At 66.5% G+C, this 15401-nt stretch carries 27 protein-coding genes; all 27 read left to right on the top strand.

Annotation, left to right across the window (positions count from 1 at the left end):
• Positions 1 to 100: 100 nt before the first annotated feature.
• The 27 genes from NO998_RS09650 to NO998_RS09780 all read left to right on the top strand — a co-directional run bounded on the left by NO998_RS09650 (position 101) and on the right by NO998_RS09780 (position 15385).
• On the top strand, positions 101 to 937 hold the full coding sequence (locus tag NO998_RS09650) for an RNA methyltransferase (protein WP_267646909.1): 837 nt from the start codon (positions 101 to 103) through the stop codon (positions 935 to 937).
• Positions 938 to 955: 18 nt separating this feature from the next.
• A complete protein-coding gene (locus NO998_RS09655; RefSeq protein WP_267646910.1) occupies positions 956 to 1972 on the top strand; it encodes a 50S ribosomal protein L3 in 1017 nt (338 codons plus the stop codon).
• A 6-nt stretch (positions 1973 to 1978) separates the two neighbouring features.
• Positions 1979 to 2725 carry a 50S ribosomal protein L4 gene (rpl4p, locus tag NO998_RS09660; protein ID WP_267646911.1) on the top strand — a complete coding sequence of 249 codons (747 nt, stop codon included), beginning with the start codon at positions 1979 to 1981 and terminating at the stop codon, positions 2723 to 2725.
• Positions 2722 to 2976 carry a 50S ribosomal protein L23 gene (locus NO998_RS09665; protein WP_267646912.1) on the top strand — a complete coding sequence of 85 codons (255 nt, stop codon included), beginning with the start codon at positions 2722 to 2724 and terminating at the stop codon, positions 2974 to 2976. Before rpl4p ends, NO998_RS09665 begins: the two co-directional genes overlap by 4 nt.
• Positions 2977 to 2978: 2 nt before the next feature.
• A complete protein-coding gene (locus tag NO998_RS09670) occupies positions 2979 to 3710 on the top strand; it encodes a 50S ribosomal protein L2 (RefSeq protein WP_267646913.1) in 732 nt (243 codons plus the stop codon).
• A gap of 1 nt (position 3711) precedes the next feature.
• Positions 3712 to 4134 (top strand): 30S ribosomal protein S19, encoded by a 423-nt coding sequence (locus tag NO998_RS09675; RefSeq protein ID WP_267646914.1) that lies wholly within the window; start codon positions 3712 to 3714, stop codon positions 4132 to 4134.
• Positions 4135 to 4137: 3 nt separating this feature from the next.
• A complete protein-coding gene (locus tag NO998_RS09680; RefSeq protein WP_267646915.1) occupies positions 4138 to 4599 on the top strand; it encodes a 50S ribosomal protein L22 in 462 nt (153 codons plus the stop codon).
• The gene (locus tag NO998_RS09685; protein WP_267646916.1) at positions 4599 to 5546 is read left to right on the top strand and encodes a 30S ribosomal protein S3; all 948 of its coding nucleotides are present in this window, start codon (positions 4599 to 4601) and stop codon (positions 5544 to 5546) included. Before NO998_RS09680 ends, NO998_RS09685 begins: the two co-directional genes overlap by 1 nt.
• Before the next feature lie 3 nt (positions 5547 to 5549).
• Complete coding sequence (gene rpmC, locus NO998_RS09690) at positions 5550 to 5768, top strand: 50S ribosomal protein L29 (RefSeq protein ID WP_267646918.1); 219 nt, start codon at positions 5550 to 5552, stop codon at positions 5766 to 5768.
• A gap of 6 nt (positions 5769 to 5774) precedes the next feature.
• Positions 5775 to 6263, top strand: coding sequence for a ribonuclease P protein component 1 (locus tag NO998_RS09695; protein WP_267646920.1), 489 nt, complete (start codon positions 5775 to 5777; stop codon positions 6261 to 6263).
• A complete protein-coding gene (locus tag NO998_RS09700; protein ID WP_267646921.1) occupies positions 6254 to 6580 on the top strand; it encodes a 30S ribosomal protein S17 in 327 nt (108 codons plus the stop codon). The genes NO998_RS09695 and NO998_RS09700 overlap by 10 nt, the downstream gene beginning before the upstream one ends.
• Positions 6580 to 6978 (top strand): 50S ribosomal protein L14, encoded by a 399-nt coding sequence (locus tag NO998_RS09705; protein ID WP_267646922.1) that lies wholly within the window; start codon positions 6580 to 6582, stop codon positions 6976 to 6978. The genes NO998_RS09700 and NO998_RS09705 overlap by 1 nt, the downstream gene beginning before the upstream one ends.
• A gap of 2 nt (positions 6979 to 6980) precedes the next feature.
• On the top strand, positions 6981 to 7337 hold the full coding sequence (gene rplX / locus NO998_RS09710) for a 50S ribosomal protein L24 (RefSeq protein WP_267646923.1): 357 nt from the start codon (positions 6981 to 6983) through the stop codon (positions 7335 to 7337).
• Entirely contained in the window at positions 7334 to 8038 is a 705-nt protein-coding gene (locus NO998_RS09715; RefSeq protein ID WP_267646924.1) for a 30S ribosomal protein S4e, read from the top strand. The genes rplX and NO998_RS09715 overlap by 4 nt, the downstream gene beginning before the upstream one ends.
• A complete protein-coding gene (locus NO998_RS09720; protein WP_267646926.1) occupies positions 8031 to 8552 on the top strand; it encodes a 50S ribosomal protein L5 in 522 nt (173 codons plus the stop codon). Before NO998_RS09715 ends, NO998_RS09720 begins: the two co-directional genes overlap by 8 nt.
• Entirely contained in the window at positions 8549 to 8740 is a 192-nt protein-coding gene (locus tag NO998_RS09725; RefSeq protein WP_209491791.1) for a 30S ribosomal protein S14, read from the top strand. Before NO998_RS09720 ends, NO998_RS09725 begins: the two co-directional genes overlap by 4 nt.
• 2 nt (positions 8741 to 8742) lie before the next feature.
• Entirely contained in the window at positions 8743 to 9135 is a 393-nt protein-coding gene (locus NO998_RS09730; RefSeq protein ID WP_267646927.1) for a 30S ribosomal protein S8, read from the top strand.
• Positions 9135 to 9671, top strand: a complete 537-nt coding sequence (locus NO998_RS09735; protein WP_267646928.1) for a 50S ribosomal protein L6 — start codon at positions 9135 to 9137, stop codon at positions 9669 to 9671. The genes NO998_RS09730 and NO998_RS09735 overlap by 1 nt, the downstream gene beginning before the upstream one ends.
• Positions 9671 to 10375: a 50S ribosomal protein L32e gene (locus tag NO998_RS09740; protein ID WP_267646929.1), complete on the top strand. Its 705-nt coding sequence runs from the start codon at positions 9671 to 9673 to the stop codon at positions 10373 to 10375. Before NO998_RS09735 ends, NO998_RS09740 begins: the two co-directional genes overlap by 1 nt.
• Positions 10372 to 10839 (top strand): 50S ribosomal protein L19e, encoded by a 468-nt coding sequence (locus tag NO998_RS09745; RefSeq protein ID WP_267646930.1) that lies wholly within the window; start codon positions 10372 to 10374, stop codon positions 10837 to 10839. The genes NO998_RS09740 and NO998_RS09745 overlap by 4 nt, the downstream gene beginning before the upstream one ends.
• Positions 10839 to 11396 (top strand): 50S ribosomal protein L18, encoded by a 558-nt coding sequence (locus tag NO998_RS09750; RefSeq protein WP_267646931.1) that lies wholly within the window; start codon positions 10839 to 10841, stop codon positions 11394 to 11396. The genes NO998_RS09745 and NO998_RS09750 overlap by 1 nt, the downstream gene beginning before the upstream one ends.
• Entirely contained in the window at positions 11393 to 12040 is a 648-nt protein-coding gene (locus NO998_RS09755; RefSeq protein ID WP_267646932.1) for a 30S ribosomal protein S5, read from the top strand. Before NO998_RS09750 ends, NO998_RS09755 begins: the two co-directional genes overlap by 4 nt.
• Positions 12040 to 12498, top strand: a complete 459-nt coding sequence (locus NO998_RS09760) for a 50S ribosomal protein L30 (RefSeq protein ID WP_267646933.1) — start codon at positions 12040 to 12042, stop codon at positions 12496 to 12498. Before NO998_RS09755 ends, NO998_RS09760 begins: the two co-directional genes overlap by 1 nt.
• Positions 12495 to 12998 carry an uL15m family ribosomal protein gene (locus tag NO998_RS09765; protein ID WP_267647205.1) on the top strand — a complete coding sequence of 168 codons (504 nt, stop codon included), beginning with the start codon at positions 12495 to 12497 and terminating at the stop codon, positions 12996 to 12998. The genes NO998_RS09760 and NO998_RS09765 overlap by 4 nt, the downstream gene beginning before the upstream one ends.
• Positions 12999 to 13000: 2 nt before the next feature.
• Positions 13001 to 14485 (top strand): preprotein translocase subunit SecY, encoded by a 1485-nt coding sequence (gene secY, locus NO998_RS09770; protein WP_267646934.1) that lies wholly within the window; start codon positions 13001 to 13003, stop codon positions 14483 to 14485.
• A gap of 318 nt (positions 14486 to 14803) precedes the next feature.
• Positions 14804 to 15040, top strand: coding sequence for a UPF0058 family protein (locus NO998_RS09775; RefSeq protein ID WP_267646935.1), 237 nt, complete (start codon positions 14804 to 14806; stop codon positions 15038 to 15040).
• A 159-nt stretch (positions 15041 to 15199) separates the two neighbouring features.
• The gene (locus tag NO998_RS09780) at positions 15200 to 15385 is read left to right on the top strand and encodes a hypothetical protein (RefSeq protein ID WP_267646936.1); all 186 of its coding nucleotides are present in this window, start codon (positions 15200 to 15202) and stop codon (positions 15383 to 15385) included.
• Positions 15386 to 15401: the final 16 nt, after the last annotated feature.

Genomic DNA, 15401 nt, shown 5'->3' on the forward strand with positions numbered 1-15401 from the left:
AGGCTCCTGCGTATGTGTGACGGCCTCACAGGCCATCGGCGAGTCGCTACCCTTTTACGGTGTGGTTCGGTACTCCCGGTACAGTCCAGTGGCGAGGCATATGACGGACGGCACAACACTGGTCGTCCCGTCGTCGCTCGTCCGGGAGGCCGAAGACAAACGCGAGGCGACCCGAAAGCTCGGGTACGTGGCTCGCGCGGCCGCGATCTACCGGGTCGAGCGAATCCTCGTTTTCCCCGACAGGGAAGCCGAGGGCCGCTGGGGTGGGGAGTTCGTTCGCACGGTGTTGGCCTACGCGGCTACACCGCCGTACCTCAGACAGGCGGTCTGGGACCAACGCGACGAACTGCGCTATGCAGGCGTCCTCCCCCCCATGCGTGTGTCGCCACGGACCGGCTCCCAGGGTGAAACCTGGGAGTCGAGAGAAGGAATCGTGACCGAGGTCGGACCTGACGACCGCGTCCGGGTCAATTGCGGACTGCAACACCCGATCTCCCTGCTCGTGCCGCCGTCGATGGCGGTCGAGGAGGGGGAGCGCGTCACAGTCAGGGTCTCTTCGAGAGAACCCGTCCGCGCTCGCCTCGTCGACGAGGACCCTCCGGGGTTCCGCGTCGAGGCCTGCGGGGACATCCAGGAAGCCCTCGCCCGCGAGAACGCGGGCGTTCGGATCGGCACGTCGCGCCACGGTGAGGAGCTCACCCGAACGCGGCTGTCCGAGATCGCCCCGCGCTACCGAGACGGCGCCACCGTTGTCTTCGGTTCGCCGGGTCGCGGGCTTCCGGAGATCATGGGGGTATCCCCGGATGATCTCCCCGTCGAACCCGACTCTCCCGGGTTCGACCTCTGGCTGAATACGGTTCCGAATCAGGGCAGCGAGGTGGTGCGCACCGAAGAAGCGGTGTTCGCCACACTCGCCCCGCTCGCGCTCAGGGACTGAGCGCGGAGGAAAACGAACATGCCACAACCAAGCAGACCACGAAAAGGCTCGCTGGGCTTCGGCCCGCGAACGCGTGCGGCGTCGGAAGTGCCGCGTATCCGCTCGTGGCCGGACGACGAGGGGTCCCCTGCACTGCAGGGCTTCGCTGGCTACAAGGCCGGCATGACCCACGTCGTGATGGTCAACGACGAGGAGGACTCGCCGCGGAACGGGATGGAAGAGTCCGTCCCGGTCACCGTCGTCGAGACCCCCCCGATGCACGCTGTCGCAGTGCGAGCCTACGAGGACACGGCGTACGGAGCGAAGCCGGCAACCGAGGTTTGGGCGTCCGAGTTCCACGACGAACTCGACCGCGCGCTCGACCTGCCGGCGGAGAACGATTTCGAGGGCGACGCTGACGAACTGCGCACGCTCGTCGAGGACGGTGCGATCGACGACCTCCGGGTCATCACGCACACGACCCCGGCGTCGCTGCAGAACGTCCCCAAGAAGGAACCGGACGTGATGGAGACCCGAGTCGGCGGTGGCTCGCTCCAGGAGCGCGTCGACTTCGCGCTCGACCTGGTCGAGGACGGCGGCGAACACGAGTTCGCCGACGTCTTCCGAGCGGGCGAGTACCTCGACGCCTCGGGCATCACCAAGGGGAAGGGGACGCAGGGTCCCGTCAAGCGGTGGGGCGTCCAGAAGCGGAAGGGCAAGCACGCCCGCCAGGGATGGCGGCGCCGCATCGGTAACCTCGGCCCGTGGAACCCGAGCCGCGTTCGCTCGACGGTTCCCCAGCAGGGCCAGACCGGCTACCACCAGCGGACGGAACTCAACAAGCGCCTGATCGACTTCGGCGAGGGCGACGACGCCTCCGTCGACGGCGGCTTCGTCAACTACGGCGAGGTCGACGGGCACTACGCGCTCGTCAAGGGCTCGCTCCCGGGTCCCGACCAGCGCCTCATCCGGTTCCGCCCCTCGATCCGGCCGAACGACCAGCCGCGCCTCGACCCCGAGGTGCGCTACGTCTCGACGGCCTCCAACCAAGGGTAACACACAATGCAAGCAACTATCCGAAACCTGGACGGCTCGGACGGCGACTCCCTCGAGCTCCCGGCGGTCTTCGAGACGACGTTCCGCCCGGACCTCATCAAGGGTGCCGTGCACGCCGCCCAGGCCAACCGAAAGCAGGCCTACGGCGCCGACGAGTTCGCCGGCCTCCGTACCCCCGCCGAGTCGATGGGTTCGGGCCGCGGCATGGCGCACGTGCCACAGGAGAATGGACGCGCGCGGCGTGTCCCGCAGGCCGTCGGTGGCCGCGCGGCACACCCGCCGAAAGCCGAGAAGGACCAGGGCAAGAAGGTCAACGACAAGGAGCGAAAGCTCGCGACCCGATCCGCCATCGCCGCCACGGCCGACGCCGAGCGCGTCGCCGAGCGAGGTCACGACTTCGACGAGGACATCGAACTCCCGCTCGTCGTGAGCGACGAGTTCGAGGACCTCAACAAGACCAAGGAGGCCGTCGAGGCCTTCGAGGCGCTGGGTATTCACGGCGACGTCGAGCGCGCCGACGCGGGCAAGAACATCCGAGCCGGACGGGGTACCACCCGTGGCCGGAAGTACACCGAGCCCAAGTCCGTACTCGTCGTCACCAGCGAGGAACCCTCCCGTGCGGCACGGAACCTCGCCGGCGTCGACGTGGCGACCGCAGAGGACCTCAACACCGAGGACCTCGCGCCCGGCACGCACGCCGGCCGACTGACCCTCTGGACCGAGAGCGCCGTCGACGAGGTGGCCGACCGATGAGCGGCGTCATCGAGCACCCGCTGGTCACCGAGAAGGCGATGGACCAGATGGACTTCGACAACACGCTCCAGTTCATCGTCAACATCGACGCCGACAAGCGCGACGTCGAAGACGAGATCGAGAGCCGCTACGACGTGACCGTCGAGTCGCTGAACACGATGGTCACGCCGCAGGGCAAGAAGAAAGCCATCGTGCGTCTCAACGAGGACGACGACGCACAGGAGATCGCCTCGCGGATCGGGGTGTTCTGATAATGGGACGACGAATTCAGGGGCAGCGACGTGGTCGCGGCTCGCCCACATTCCGGGCGCCGTCGCACCGCTACAAGGCTGACCTCGAACACAAGAAAAGCGAGGAGGAGGACACGATCTCCGGCGAGATCGTCGGCATCGAACACGACCCCGCCCGCAGCGCACCGCTGGCGGACGTCGAGTTCGACGACGGCGACCGCCGGATGGTCCTCGCTCCCGAAGGTATCACCGTCGGCGACACCCTGCAGGTGGGTGTCTCCGCCGAGATCAAGCCCGGCAACACGCTGCCGCTGGCCGAGATCCCCGAGGGGATCCCGATCTGTAACGTCGAGAGTCAGGTGGGCGACGGCGGGAAGTTCGCCCGTGCCTCCGGCGTCTCGGCGCAGCTGATGAGCCACGACCGCGACGTCGCGGTCGTCCAGCTCCCCAGCGGCGAGGTCCGACGCCTCCCGCCGGAGTGCCGCGCCACCATCGGCGTCGTCGCCGGCGGTGGGCGAACGGAGAAGCCGTTCGTCAAAGCCGGCAACAAACACCACAAGATGAAGGCTCGCGGGACCAAATACCCGCGTGTCCGTGGGGTCGCCATGAACGCCATCGACCACCCGTTCGGTGGCGGTGGCCGCCAGCACCCCGGCAAGCCCAAGTCCGTCTCGCGGGACGCCCCGCCGGGCCGGAAGGTGGGCGACATCGCCTCCAAGCGCACCGGCCGCAGCGGTGGCAAGGGAGGGAACTGACATGAGCTCGGAATACCGAACCGGCCGCGAGGGTGAGTTCACCTACCGCGGTCACACGCTCGAGGACCTCCAAGAGATGGATCTCGACGAGGTCGCGGAACTGCTGCCCGCCCGCGCGCGGCGAACCATCACCCGAGGACTCGGCATCGACCACCGCAAGCTGGTCGAGGCAGCCCGCGAGTCCGAGGAGGAGGAGACGGCCAACGATCCGATCCGCACGCACCTGCGTGACATGCCGATCCTCCCCTCGTTCGTCGGTCTCACCTTCGAGGTATACAACGGTCACAGCTTCGACCGCGTGAAGGTCCAGCCCGAGATGATCGGCCACTACCTCGGTGAGTTCCACCTCACCCGATCCACCGTCGAACACGGTCAGGCCGGTATCGGCGCGACCCGGTCCTCGAAGTTCGTGCCACTCAAGTAACCTATGGGAATCAGCTACAGCGTCGACGCCGACCCGGAGACCACGGCGAAAGCCATGCTTCGGGAGCGTCAGATCAGCCTGAAGCACAGCAAGGCCATCTCGAAGGCCATCAAAGGCAAGACAGTCGCCGAGGCCGAGGAGTACCTCGACGCCGTGATCGAGGGCGAGCGCTCGGTCCCGTTCAAGCAGCACAACAGCGGCGTCGGACACCGATCCGACATCGACGGCTGGGACGCCGGCCGCTACCCGGAGAAGGCCAGCAAGGACTTCCTCAAGCTGCTGACCAACGCCAAGAACAACGCCGACCACCAGGGCTTCGACGGCGAGGAGATGACCATCTCCCACGTCGCCGCCCACAAGGTCGGCGAGCAGGTCGGTCGCCAGCCCCGTGCGTTCGGGAACGCCGACCCGTGGAACACCGTGGAGGTAGACGTGGAAATCATCCTCGAGGAGGCCGATAACTGATGGCCGACGAACAGCAGTTCATCGAGAACGGGCTCCAGCGGAGCCAGATCGACGAGTTCTTCGCGGACGAACTCAGCCGTGCCGGCTACGGCGGCATGGACATCGCGAAGACCCCGATGGGCACGCAGATCGTCCTCAAGGCCGAGAAGCCCGGTATGGTGATCGGCAAGGGCGGGAAGAACATCCGCAAGGTCACCACCGAACTCGAAGAGCGCTTCGACATGGAGGACCCGCAGATCGACGTGCAGGAGGTCGACGAGCCGGACCTCAACGCACAGATCGTCGCGGACCGACTGGCCAACGCCCTCGAGCGTGGCTGGTACTTCCGCAAGGCGGGCCACACCACCATCGACCGCATGATGGAGGCCGGCGCGCTGGGCGCGGAGATCGTCCTCTCGGGGAAGGTCACCGGCGCCCGCTCGCGCGTTGAGAAGTTCAACCGCGGCTACATCAAGCACAACGGTGAGCCGGCCCAGACCGTCGTCGACGAGGGTCAGGGCGTCGCCGTGATGAAGCTCGGTACCATCGGCGTCACCGTGAAAGTCATCGGGCCGGACGCGGTTCTGCCCGACGACTTCGAGATCGCCGAGACCGACGAGGCCCCCGAGGTCGAGCAGGTCGAGACCGGCGAGGGCGTCGAGGAACTGCTCGCGGACGTCGAGGATGGCGAGGCGCCCGAGGTTCCCCAGCACGAGGAGCCCGAGATCCCCGACGAGTCCCCCGAGGACGTCATCGACGAGGAGATCGTCGAGGAGGTCGTCGAGGCCGCCGAGGAGACCGAGAGCGTCGACGAAGACGACGTCGAGACCGCGTCAGAGGAGGCCGTCGAGGTCGCCGAGGACGAGGAACTCGACGAGGACGTCGAGGAAGAGGCCGCCGACCTCGTCTCCGAGATGGAGGAGGCAGAGGAGGAGGCCGACTCCGAGGAAGAGGAAACGGAGGAGTAATACATGGCGATTCTCTACACCGAAGAGATCCGAGACATGACGCCCGCGGAGCGGGACGCCGAGCTCGAGGAGCTCGAAACCGAACTCCTCAACGCTCGCGCCGTCCAGGCCGCGGGTGGCGCGCCGGAGAACCCCGGCCGCGTCGGCGAACTCCGTACGACCATCGCCCGGATCAAGACGATCCAGGCTGAGGAAGGCGACGACGCCGACACAGACGAGTAACGCACGATGGCACTCACACCCGATACCCTCACACGGCACGAACTCAACGGCCTCCACGTAACGGTGGCCGACGCCGCCAACCCCGACTTGGTCGGGATCAGCGGCCGCGTCGTGGTCGAGACGATGAAGACGTTTCACGTCGACGACGGGCGTCGGGTGCGGCAGATCCCCAAGGAGGGGAGCTGCTTCGAGTTCGCGATCACGAACGCGGAGGACGCTCAGGGAGCGAGCGTTACTCCCGCCGCAGATGAAGCCGCGGACGCCGTCGAGGCGTCCGGGTCCGTATCCCAACTCGGGACGGAAACTGCCGGGGTTCGCCCCGGCAAGTCTGGCCCGTCCGCCCCGCCCCGGAGTCAGGGTCGGGGGGCGAGCCAGCGAGGGGATTCCCCGCATGGCGAGTGCGAGGATACGGTCTACGTAACGGTGGATGGCGCGACACTGCTCTCACGACCCGCCGCGCGTACCGAGCGCGGGGGTGATTCGACATGGCAATAGGACTGAACGTAGCAGAACCGGAGGAGACCTGCTCCGACGAGAACTGTCCGTTCCACGGGGACCTCTCCGTGCGAGGACAGACGCTCGAAGGCGAGGTTGCTTCCACCGACATGGACAAGACCGTCGTCGTGGAGCGGGAGTACGACGTTCGTGTACCGAAGTACGACCGGTACATGAAACGCCGATCCCGCGTCCCGGCCCACCTGCCCCCGTGTGTTGACACGGAGGAGGGTGATACGGTCCGTATCGCAGAGACACGACCGCTCTCGAAGACCAAATCACACGTCGTCGTCGAAGTCGGCGACGGGGGTGAGTGATGGAGGCACTGAAGGCCGACGTCACGCAGGGTCTCGAGAAGGGCTCGAAGATCACGTGCGCCGACAACACCGGCGCCCGCGAGCTCAAGGTCATTAGCACCGCCGGCTACTCGGGGACGAAGAACCGTCACCCGAAAGCCGGTATCGGCGACAAGATCACCGTCTCGGTCACCAAGGGGACGCCCGAAATGCGGCGTCAAGTGCTCGAGGCTGTGGTCGTTCGCCAGCGCAAGTCGATCCGCCGACCCGACGGCCAGCGCCTCAAGTTCGAGGACAACGCCGCCGTCATCATCGACGAGAACGAGGAGCCCCGCGGTACGGAGATCAAGGGCCCCATCGCTCGTGAGGTCGCAGAGCGGTTCGGCACCATCGCCAGCACGGCGACGATGATCGTCTAAGTATGACACGACAGCCACGCAAACAACGAAACCAGAAGCGAGACGCCCCCCTACACGAGAAGCAGAAGCAGGTTCGGGCCACGCTCACGGCCGACCTCCGCGAGGAGTACGGCCAGCGGAACGTCCGCGTCAACGCGGGCGACACCGTCGAGGTGCTTCGCGGCGACCACGCCGGCACGGAAGGCGAAGTTCTGGAGGTCAACCTCCGGAACGAAGTCATCCACGTCGAAGAGGTCACCGTGGAGAAGACGGACGGGGAGGAGGTTCCCCGGCCGCTCGACGCCTCGAACGTGCGCGTGACCGAGCTCGACCTCGAGGACGAGGTCCGGCAGGAGCGTCTCGAGGAGGACAACGCATGACGAAACACCAGAAGCGACTCTCGGTACCGAACTCGTGGCCGGTCGAACGCAAGGAGGAGACGTTCACCGTCAAGGCCGACGCCGGTCCGCACGGCGAGAGCGGGGTTCCCCTGCTCATCGTCCTGCGCGACGTGCTCGGCTACGTCGACTCCCGCAAGGAGGCCCGCTACGCGCTGAACAACGACTCGGTGCTCGTCAACGGCGACGCCGTCGCCGACGAGGCCCGGCCGATCGGGATGTTCGACATCCTGGCGTTCCCGGCCCGTAACGAGCACTTCCGCGTGTTCCCCGGCGAGGGGGGGCGTCTCGCGCTCACCCCCATCGACGAGGACAGCGCGTCCTCCCGTCTCGGGAAGATCGCAGGCAAGCGGCAGGTCAGCGGCGGCGACTACCAGCTCTCGCTGCACGACGGCTCCACGATCCAGATCGAGGACGCCGACGAGTACAGCGTCGGCGACTCGCTCGTGGTCGACAACGAGGACAAGGAGATCGTCGCGCACTTCGAGTACGGCGAGGGCGCCCTCGTCACCGCCGTCGACGGTCAGCACGCCGGCGAGATCGGCGAGGTCGACGAGATCCTCGTCACCCCCGGCTCCGGCCGCAACTCGGTCACCGTCACGACCGACGACGGCGCCTTCGAGACCGTCGAGGAGTACGTCGTCACCATCGACGAGAACTTCGTGGGTGATGACGATGAGTGAGGCCGCCGAGTTCCACCCGATGCGCGAACCGCGCATCGAGAAGGTCGTCGTCCACATGGGCGTCGGCCAGGGTGGCCGCGACCTCGGGAACGCCGAGAACATCATCGAGGAGATCACGGGCCAGGAGTCGGTCCGAACGAGCGCCAAGCGCACCGTGCAGGCGTTCGACATCCGCGAGGGCGACCCGATCGGCACGAAGGTCACGCTGCGTGAGGACGACGCCGAGGAGTTCCTCGCGACGGCGCTGCCCCTCGCCGACATCTCGGGTTCGCAGTTCGACGACGCCGGCAACGTCAGCTTCGGCGTCGACGAACACACCGCGTTCCCCAGCCAGGAGTACGACCCCAACACCGGGATCTACGGGCTCGACGTGACCGTCACGCTCGTCCGACCGGGCTACCGCGTCGCCAAGCGCGACCAGGTGACCCGATCGATCCCGGACGGACACCGAATGACCGCCGAGGACGCCATCACGTTCCTCGAGAACGAGTTCGACGTGGAGATCGACGAATGAGTGAACTAGACGGCGAACACACCGGCAACGAAGAAACCGGCGAGCACGCCACCCAAGGGAGCACGCAGGAGCGGGAGTGCCGACGCTGCGAGCGCACCGAGGGCCTGGTGAGCAAGTACGGGGTCTTCGTCTGTCGACAGTGTTTCCGAGAGATCGCCCGCAGCATGGGCTTCCGGAAGTATCGATAACTATGGCAGGAAACGACCCACTGGTGAGTGCCCTCTCCGGCATCGACAACGCCGAGAGCGTCGGGCACCTTGACCACACGGTAGCACCCGCCTCGAACGTGATCGGCAGTATCCTCGAGGTCTTCTACGACCGCGGGTACATCGGCGGCTTCGAGTTCGTCGAGGACGGCCGAGCAGGCAAGTTCGAGGTCGAACTGAGCGGCGCCATCAACGACTGCGGGGCGGTCAAGCCCCGTTACTCGGTCGGCGCTGACGAGTACGAGCAGTGGGAGAAGCGGTTCCTCCCGGCCCGAGACTACGGGTCGCTCATCGTCACGACCAGCCACGGCGTCATGAGCCACTACGAGGCCCGCGAACAGGGCATCGGTGGCCAAGTCATCGCATACGTCTACTGATGAGCAGGACTGAACTCACAATCCCGGACGACGTCTCCGCGGAGATCGACCACCTCGACCTGACCGTCGAAGGGCCCAACGGGACCGTCACGCGACGGCTCTGGTACCCCAACGTGACTGTCACCGTCGAGGACGGCAACGTGGTCATCGAAGCGCCCGAGGACTCGGACGCAAAGACCCGTGCCACGGTCGGCACCTTCGAGAGTCACATCCGGAACATGTTCCACGGCGTGACCGAGGGATGGACCTACGAGATGGAGGTCTTTTACGCTCACTTCCCGATGCAGGTGGAAGTACAGGGCGAGGAGCTCGTCATCGAGAACTTCCTCGGCGAGCGTGCCCCCCGACGGACGCCGATTCGGGGCGACACGCAGGTCGAAGTCGACGGCGAAGAGCTCACGCTTTCGGGCTCGGACAAGGAGGCCGTCGGTCAGACCGCAGCGGACATCGAACAGCTCACGCGGGTCAGCGACAAGGACAACCGCGTGTTCCAGGACGGCGTGTACATCACGCAGAAGCCCACGGGTGATGCCTGATGGCTGACGACGCCCCCGAAGAGATCGAGGACATCAGCGGTGTCGGCCCGTCGAAGGCCGAGACCCTGAGCGAGGCCGGCTACGACTCCATCGAGGACCTCAAGGCCGCTTCGCAGTCCGAGCTCGCGGACGTCGAAGGCATCGGTAACGCGCTCGCGGCCCGAATCAAGGCGGACGTCGGTGGCCTCGAAGTCGAAGAGGAGACCGAAGCCGAGATCGAGGACGAGAGCGAGGAGGAGGCCGAGGAAGAGGAGGAGGTCGAGACCGAACTCCAGCCTCGCGGCCACACCGAGAAGACGCCGACCCTCGACGACGACACCGCGGCCGCACTCGCACAGAAGCACCGCGAGGGCAAGCCGCAGTTCAACCGTCAGGACTACCACAAGAAAAAGCGCGTCCCCACCTCGTGGCGGCGACCACGCGGCGGCCTGTCGAAGCAGCGCCGCGGCATCAAGGGTAAGGGCGACACGGTCGAGGCGGGCTTCCGCTCGCCGAAGGCCGCCCGTGGCCTGCACCCCAGCGGCTTCGAGGAAGTGCGCGTCCACAACGTCGACGACCTCGACGGCGTCGACGGCGACACCGAGGCGGTCCGTATCGCCTCGAAGGTCGGCGCCCGCAAGCGCGAGCGCATCGAGGAGGAGTGTGAGGACGCGGAGATCCGCGTTCTCAACCCCACCTACGTCGAAGTGGAGGTAGAGGAATGACGGACCTGAGCGCACAGAAGCGACTCGCCGCCGACGAACTCGACGTTGGCGAGGATCGCGTTTGGTTCGACCCGGAGGCACAGAGCGAGCTCGCGGAGGCGATCACCCGCGAGGACATCCGCGACCTGATCGCGGACGGAACGATCCGCACGGAGGACGCTCAGTCCAACTCCCGTGGCCGCGCCCGCGAACGAGACGCCAAGCGCGACTACGGTCACCGCACCGGCGCCGGCTCCCGCAAAGGGAAGGCTGGCGCCCGGCGGAACAAGAAGGACGAGTGGGTCAGCCGGATCCGCGCCCAGCGCTCCCGGCTGAAGGAGCTTCGCGACGACGAAGAGGTCCTCGACCGGACCCAGTACCGCGAGCTCTACAACAAGGCCAGCGGCGGCGAGTTCGACAGCGTCGCCCGACTCGAGGCCTTCGCGGAGAACAACTACGACGTCGACATCGGAGGCGACGACTAATGGCAACAGGACCACGATACAAAGTGCCGATGCGTCGTCGCCGTGAGGTCCGGACGGACTACCATCAGCGGTTGCGCCTGCTGAAATCCGGCAAGCCTCGCCTGGTCGCCCGGGTGAGCAACAAGCACGTCAGGGCGCAGCTGACCAGTCCCGGACCCAACGGCGACGAGATCCACGCCGCAGCGTCCAGCGAGGACCTGTCGGAGTACGGCTGGGAAGCCCCCACGGGCAACCTCCCGAGCGCGTACCTGACGGGGTACCTCGTCGGCCTGCGGGCCCTCGAAGCCGGCCTCGACGAGGCCGTGCTCGACCTGGGTCTCAACACGGCGACGCCCGGCAACAAGGTGTTCGCAGTACAGGAAGGTGCAATCGACGCAGGGCTCGAAATCCCCCACAGCGAGAGCGTGCTGGCGGACTGGTCGCGTAACCGCGGCGAGCACATCGCCGAGTACGCAGAGCAGGTAGAGGGTGACCTCTACAGCGGGGAGTTCGACGCCACGGAGCTGCCCGCCCACTTCGACGAAGTGCGTGAGGCGCTCCAGGAGGACTACGAATGAGCCACAACGACGGCTGGGAGCCGGTGACCCGGCTCGGCAAGAAGGTACAGGAAGGCGAGATCACCTCGATGGAGGAGGCCCTGCAGTCGGGCCTGCCCCTGAAGGAACACGAGATCGTGGACCAGCTCCTCCCCGGCATGGAGGACGAGGTGCTCGACATCAACATGGTCCAGCGGATGACCGACTCCGGCCGGCGGGTGAAGTTCCGCTGTGTCTGTGTGGTCGGCAACCGCGACGGCTACCTCGGCTACGCCGAGGGTCGTGACGACCAGGTCGGCGGCGCCATCCAGAAGGCCATCGAGGTCGCCAAGCTGAACGTCATCAGCGTCGACCGCGGCTCGGGCTCCTGGGAGGACCAGGCCGGCGGCCTGAACTCCCTGACCCGGAAGGCCGAGGGGAAGGCCGGCTCGGTTACCGTCGACGTCATCCCGGCCCCCCAGGGGCTCGGGCTGGCCGGCGCGGAGACCGTTCGGAACATCCTCGAACTCGCGGGCGTCCAGGACGCGTGGACCCGTTCTGACGGGAACACGCGTACCACGGTCAACCTCGCGAAGGCGACGTTCAACGCACTCGAGAACGCCTCGCAGGCACGAACGCCGGACCGCGCGAAGCGTGTCCAGCGAGAAGCCGAGGGTGGTCACTGATGCGGGCGATCGTTCAGCTGCGCGGTGAGGTCGACATGACCTCCGGCCAGCGCGACACGCTCGACATGCTCAACATCGGCCGCGTCAACCACGCGGCACTCGTCCCCGAGACCGACACCTACAACGGGATGGTCGCGAAGGTCAACGACTTCGTGGCCCACGGCGAGCCGTCCGCGGAGACGCTGGCGCTCGTCCTCGAGAAGCGCGCGGAAGCGCTCGAGAGTCAGGAGAACGTCGACGAGGAGTACCTCGCCGAGGAGACCGACTACGAGAGCTTCGAGGCACTGGCGGAGGCACTGATCGACGAGGAGACGACGCTGCGAGAGCAGGGTCTCTCCCCGACGCTCCGCCTGCACGCGCCCCGTGGCGGTCACGACGGCATCAAGCACCCCGACAGCACCGGCGGCGAACTCGGTCCCCACGAGGACATCGATCCGCTCCTGGAGGCGATGCGATAATGTCCAAGAAACGACGACAGCGCGGGTCCCGAACCCACGGCGGCGGGAGCCACAAGAACCGGCGCGGTGCCGGGCACCGTGGCGGCCGCGGCAAGGCCGGGAGTCGCAAACACGAGATGCACCACTACGGGCCGTGGGCGAAGCACGGCTTCACCCAGCCCGAGGAGGCACAGGACAGCGTCGCGGAGGTCCGTGTCCAGAAGATCGACGAGGACGCCGCGCTGCTGGCGGCTGAGGACCTCGCCGAGAACGACGACGGCGCGTACACCATCGACGCACGCGACGTCGCCGAGGACGGCTGGGAGGTCGACGTGGTGAAGGTGCTCGGTAACGGGCAGGTCCGTCAGGAACTGCACGTCACCGCCGACGCCTTCAGCGACTCGGCCACCGAGCTCATCGAGGACGCTGGCGGTTCGACGACCGTCTCCGAGCGCGCCCAGGAGCGCGCCGAGCGTGAGGCCGAGCAGGCCGCGGAAGCCGAAGAAGCTAGCGAGGACTGACAATGGGTTGGAAGGAGACCGCCGAACCGGTGCTCACGCGGATGCCCACGGTCGCGCGGCCGGAGGGCCACGTCTCGTTCAGGCGAAAGCTGACGTGGACTGCCGGCATCCTCGTGATGTACTTCTTCCTGACGAACGTCACCCTCTACGGGCTTCGAACGGGTCAGGGTGACTTCTACGGGCAGTTCCGATCGATCCTCGCCGGTTCGTCCGGGTCGATCCTCCAACTGGGGATCGGGCCGATCGTGACGGCGTCGATCGTGCTCCAACTGCTGGGCGGGGCGGACCTGCTCGGGCTGGACACCGAGAACGACCCGCGCGACCAGGTCCTCTATCAGGGGCTCCAGAAGCTGCTGGTGGGCGTGATGATCGTCCTGACCGGCGCGCCGATGGTCTTCGCGAGCCCGATCCTGAGTGCCGACCCGGCGGTCGTGCAGTCGCTCGGGATCGGCGTCCGCGGGGTCGAGGCGCTGCTGTTCGTCCAGATCGCGATCGGTGGGATCCTCCTGCTGTTCATGGACGAGATCGTGAGCAAGTGGGGGGTCGGTTCCGGGGTGGGGCTGTTCATCATCGCCGGCGTGAGCCAGCGACTGGTGGGTGGCCTGTTCTCCTGGAGCGGCCTGACCAGCGGCTCCAGTGACGGCTTCTTCGCCGTCTGGATCGGGATCCTCACCGGCAGCCAGCCGCTCTCGAGCTCGCCGCTCACCAGCGAGGGGCTCTCGACGATCTTCCTCGGCCGCGGGATGATCCTCGCGATGATCACGACGGTGCTGATCTTCGTCGTGGTCGTCTACGCCGAGAGCGTTCGGATCGAGATCCCGCTCTCACACGCCCGCGTGAAGGGCGCCCGCGGGAAGTTCCCCGTGAAGCTCATCTACGCGAGCGTCCTGCCGATGATCCTCGTTCGGGCGCTGCAGGCGAACCTGCAGTTCCTCGGACAGATCCTCCACAGCCAGTGGGCCGGCATGCCCGCGATGCTGGGGGAGTACAACGATCAGGGGCAGGTCACCGAGGGGTTCTTCTGGCTCATCAAGCCGATCCAGAGTCCCCAGGAGTGGATGTGGTTCACCGGCGCGACGGTCACCCAGGATTGGTACTTGGTGCTCGCCCGGATCGGGATCGACCTGACGTTCATGATCCTCGGCGGGGCCGTGTTCGCGATCTTCTGGGTGGAAACCACCGGGATGGGCCCGGAGGCGACCGCAAAGCAGATCCAGAACTCCGGGATGCAGATCCCCGGCTTCCGTCGAAACCCGCAGGTGATCGAGAAGGTGATGGAGCGGTACATCCCGCAGGTCACCGTCATCGGAGGTGCCCTCGTCGGGCTGCTCGCCGTCATGGCGAACATGCTCGGCACCATCGGCCAAGTCTCCGGAACGGGGCTGCTGCTGACGGTCTCCATTACGTACAAGCTGTACGAGGAGATCGCCGAGGAGCAACTCATGGAGATGCACCCGATGATGCGCCAGATGTTCGGTTCGGAGTAACACGGTAGTCCGCGCCCGGCCCGCCGGGCGTCCCCTTCTCGCGTCGGAACCGTCCGACGGCTACGGGCGGTACCGTAGACTCCTTCCATTCTCTCGTGACTCGACGAACAACGCGCCGGCCGCCGCGGCGCCGACGCCGATAGAGACTGAACCAGCGGCGTCACTACCACCGGGTTCCAGCCGAGTTGAGTCAACTAGACATCACGAGTCGGCCGGAGAGACGAAAGAGACCGTCAACGCTGTGACAGCAGGCCTCAGACCTTGGTACACCGACTCAGAGTAAGGTTATAACCCTCCAGGCGATACAGTCGTTGTCCCATGAAGAAGCAGGAGCTCATCCACCTGCACGGTCTTCTCGCCGAACTCCAGAGCCAGTTCGACGCCGCGGGAGAGACCGTCTCCGAGGAGTACCGAGAGCTCGGTGTCCAGCCGACGTCCATTCACCGTTCGAAGACCGACCACAAAGCCGCCGTGTTCGCGCTGATCCACGGGGTTACCGACGAACTCGAAGGCGAGGAAGCGGAGGCCGAAGCGGTCGCCGCCACAGCCGACTGACTCCTCGACGCGCAGCTCTGTGACGACTGTCCTCACGACTGCCAGCGACGCGTCCCGGCGGGGCGAACGTGTCCGGTCCCCGACTGAAGCGTTTATCCGTCTCTCTTCCGTATCGGGAAATAAGGCGCGCCGGGCAACCGCGCTGGGGAACGGGAAACAATGAGTGTACGTCAGTCACATCCGGGCGACCTGCTGGAATCGTACCCCGACTTCGGGCTGAGCTGCCTGTATGACGACGAGGACGACCCCTCGGAAGTCACGGTGTTCCCTGGGGAGGAAGCATCGACCACCGAGTGGGTCACCGCCGACGTGGAGAACGCGGTGGCACTCGACGACGTGCGGTAGTCGGGGCTCCTTTCTC

Origin of the sequence: Halolamina litorea, assembly GCF_026616205.1 — an archaeon.
GTDB lineage: Archaea > Halobacteriota > Halobacteria > Halobacteriales > Haloferacaceae > Halolamina > Halolamina litorea.

What these genes read in the sequence shown, in the direction of transcription:
- secY (WP_267646934.1), top strand. Translation starts at nt 13,001, where the DNA reads ATGGGTTGGAAGGAGACCGCCGAACCGGTGCTCACGCGGATGCCCACG.
- NO998_RS09755 (WP_267646932.1), top strand. Translation starts at nt 11,393, where the DNA reads ATGAGCCACAACGACGGCTGGGAGCCGGTGACCCGGCTCGGCAAGAAG.
- NO998_RS09750 (WP_267646931.1), top strand. Translation starts at nt 10,839, where the DNA reads ATGGCAACAGGACCACGATACAAAGTGCCGATGCGTCGTCGCCGTGAG.
- rpmC (WP_267646918.1), top strand. Translation starts at nt 5,550, where the DNA reads ATGGCGATTCTCTACACCGAAGAGATCCGAGACATGACGCCCGCGGAG.
- NO998_RS09650 (WP_267646909.1), top strand. Translation starts at nt 101, where the DNA reads ATGACGGACGGCACAACACTGGTCGTCCCGTCGTCGCTCGTCCGGGAG.
- NO998_RS09655 (WP_267646910.1), top strand. Translation starts at nt 956, where the DNA reads ATGCCACAACCAAGCAGACCACGAAAAGGCTCGCTGGGCTTCGGCCCG.
- NO998_RS09695 (WP_267646920.1), top strand. Translation starts at nt 5,775, where the DNA reads ATGGCACTCACACCCGATACCCTCACACGGCACGAACTCAACGGCCTC.
- NO998_RS09760 (WP_267646933.1), top strand. Translation starts at nt 12,040, where the DNA reads ATGCGGGCGATCGTTCAGCTGCGCGGTGAGGTCGACATGACCTCCGGC.
- NO998_RS09700 (WP_267646921.1), top strand. Translation starts at nt 6,254, where the DNA reads ATGGCAATAGGACTGAACGTAGCAGAACCGGAGGAGACCTGCTCCGAC.
- NO998_RS09730 (WP_267646927.1), top strand. Translation starts at nt 8,743, where the DNA reads ATGGCAGGAAACGACCCACTGGTGAGTGCCCTCTCCGGCATCGACAAC.
- NO998_RS09740 (WP_267646929.1), top strand. Translation starts at nt 9,671, where the DNA reads ATGGCTGACGACGCCCCCGAAGAGATCGAGGACATCAGCGGTGTCGGC.
- NO998_RS09780 (WP_267646936.1), top strand. Translation starts at nt 15,200, where the DNA reads ATGAGTGTACGTCAGTCACATCCGGGCGACCTGCTGGAATCGTACCCC.
- NO998_RS09675 (WP_267646914.1), top strand. Translation starts at nt 3,712, where the DNA reads ATGAGCTCGGAATACCGAACCGGCCGCGAGGGTGAGTTCACCTACCGC.
- NO998_RS09725 (WP_209491791.1), top strand. Translation starts at nt 8,549, where the DNA reads ATGAGTGAACTAGACGGCGAACACACCGGCAACGAAGAAACCGGCGAG.
- NO998_RS09720 (WP_267646926.1), top strand. Translation starts at nt 8,031, where the DNA reads ATGAGTGAGGCCGCCGAGTTCCACCCGATGCGCGAACCGCGCATCGAG.
- NO998_RS09685 (WP_267646916.1), top strand. Translation starts at nt 4,599, where the DNA reads ATGGCCGACGAACAGCAGTTCATCGAGAACGGGCTCCAGCGGAGCCAG.
- rplX (WP_267646923.1), top strand. Translation starts at nt 6,981, where the DNA reads ATGACACGACAGCCACGCAAACAACGAAACCAGAAGCGAGACGCCCCC.
- NO998_RS09705 (WP_267646922.1), top strand. Translation starts at nt 6,580, where the DNA reads ATGGAGGCACTGAAGGCCGACGTCACGCAGGGTCTCGAGAAGGGCTCG.
- NO998_RS09775 (WP_267646935.1), top strand. Translation starts at nt 14,804, where the DNA reads ATGAAGAAGCAGGAGCTCATCCACCTGCACGGTCTTCTCGCCGAACTC.
- rpl4p (WP_267646911.1), top strand. Translation starts at nt 1,979, where the DNA reads ATGCAAGCAACTATCCGAAACCTGGACGGCTCGGACGGCGACTCCCTC.
- NO998_RS09680 (WP_267646915.1), top strand. Translation starts at nt 4,138, where the DNA reads ATGGGAATCAGCTACAGCGTCGACGCCGACCCGGAGACCACGGCGAAA.
- NO998_RS09735 (WP_267646928.1), top strand. Translation starts at nt 9,135, where the DNA reads ATGAGCAGGACTGAACTCACAATCCCGGACGACGTCTCCGCGGAGATC.
- NO998_RS09670 (WP_267646913.1), top strand. Translation starts at nt 2,979, where the DNA reads ATGGGACGACGAATTCAGGGGCAGCGACGTGGTCGCGGCTCGCCCACA.
- NO998_RS09665 (WP_267646912.1), top strand. Translation starts at nt 2,722, where the DNA reads ATGAGCGGCGTCATCGAGCACCCGCTGGTCACCGAGAAGGCGATGGAC.
- NO998_RS09715 (WP_267646924.1), top strand. Translation starts at nt 7,334, where the DNA reads ATGACGAAACACCAGAAGCGACTCTCGGTACCGAACTCGTGGCCGGTC.
- NO998_RS09745 (WP_267646930.1), top strand. Translation starts at nt 10,372, where the DNA reads ATGACGGACCTGAGCGCACAGAAGCGACTCGCCGCCGACGAACTCGAC.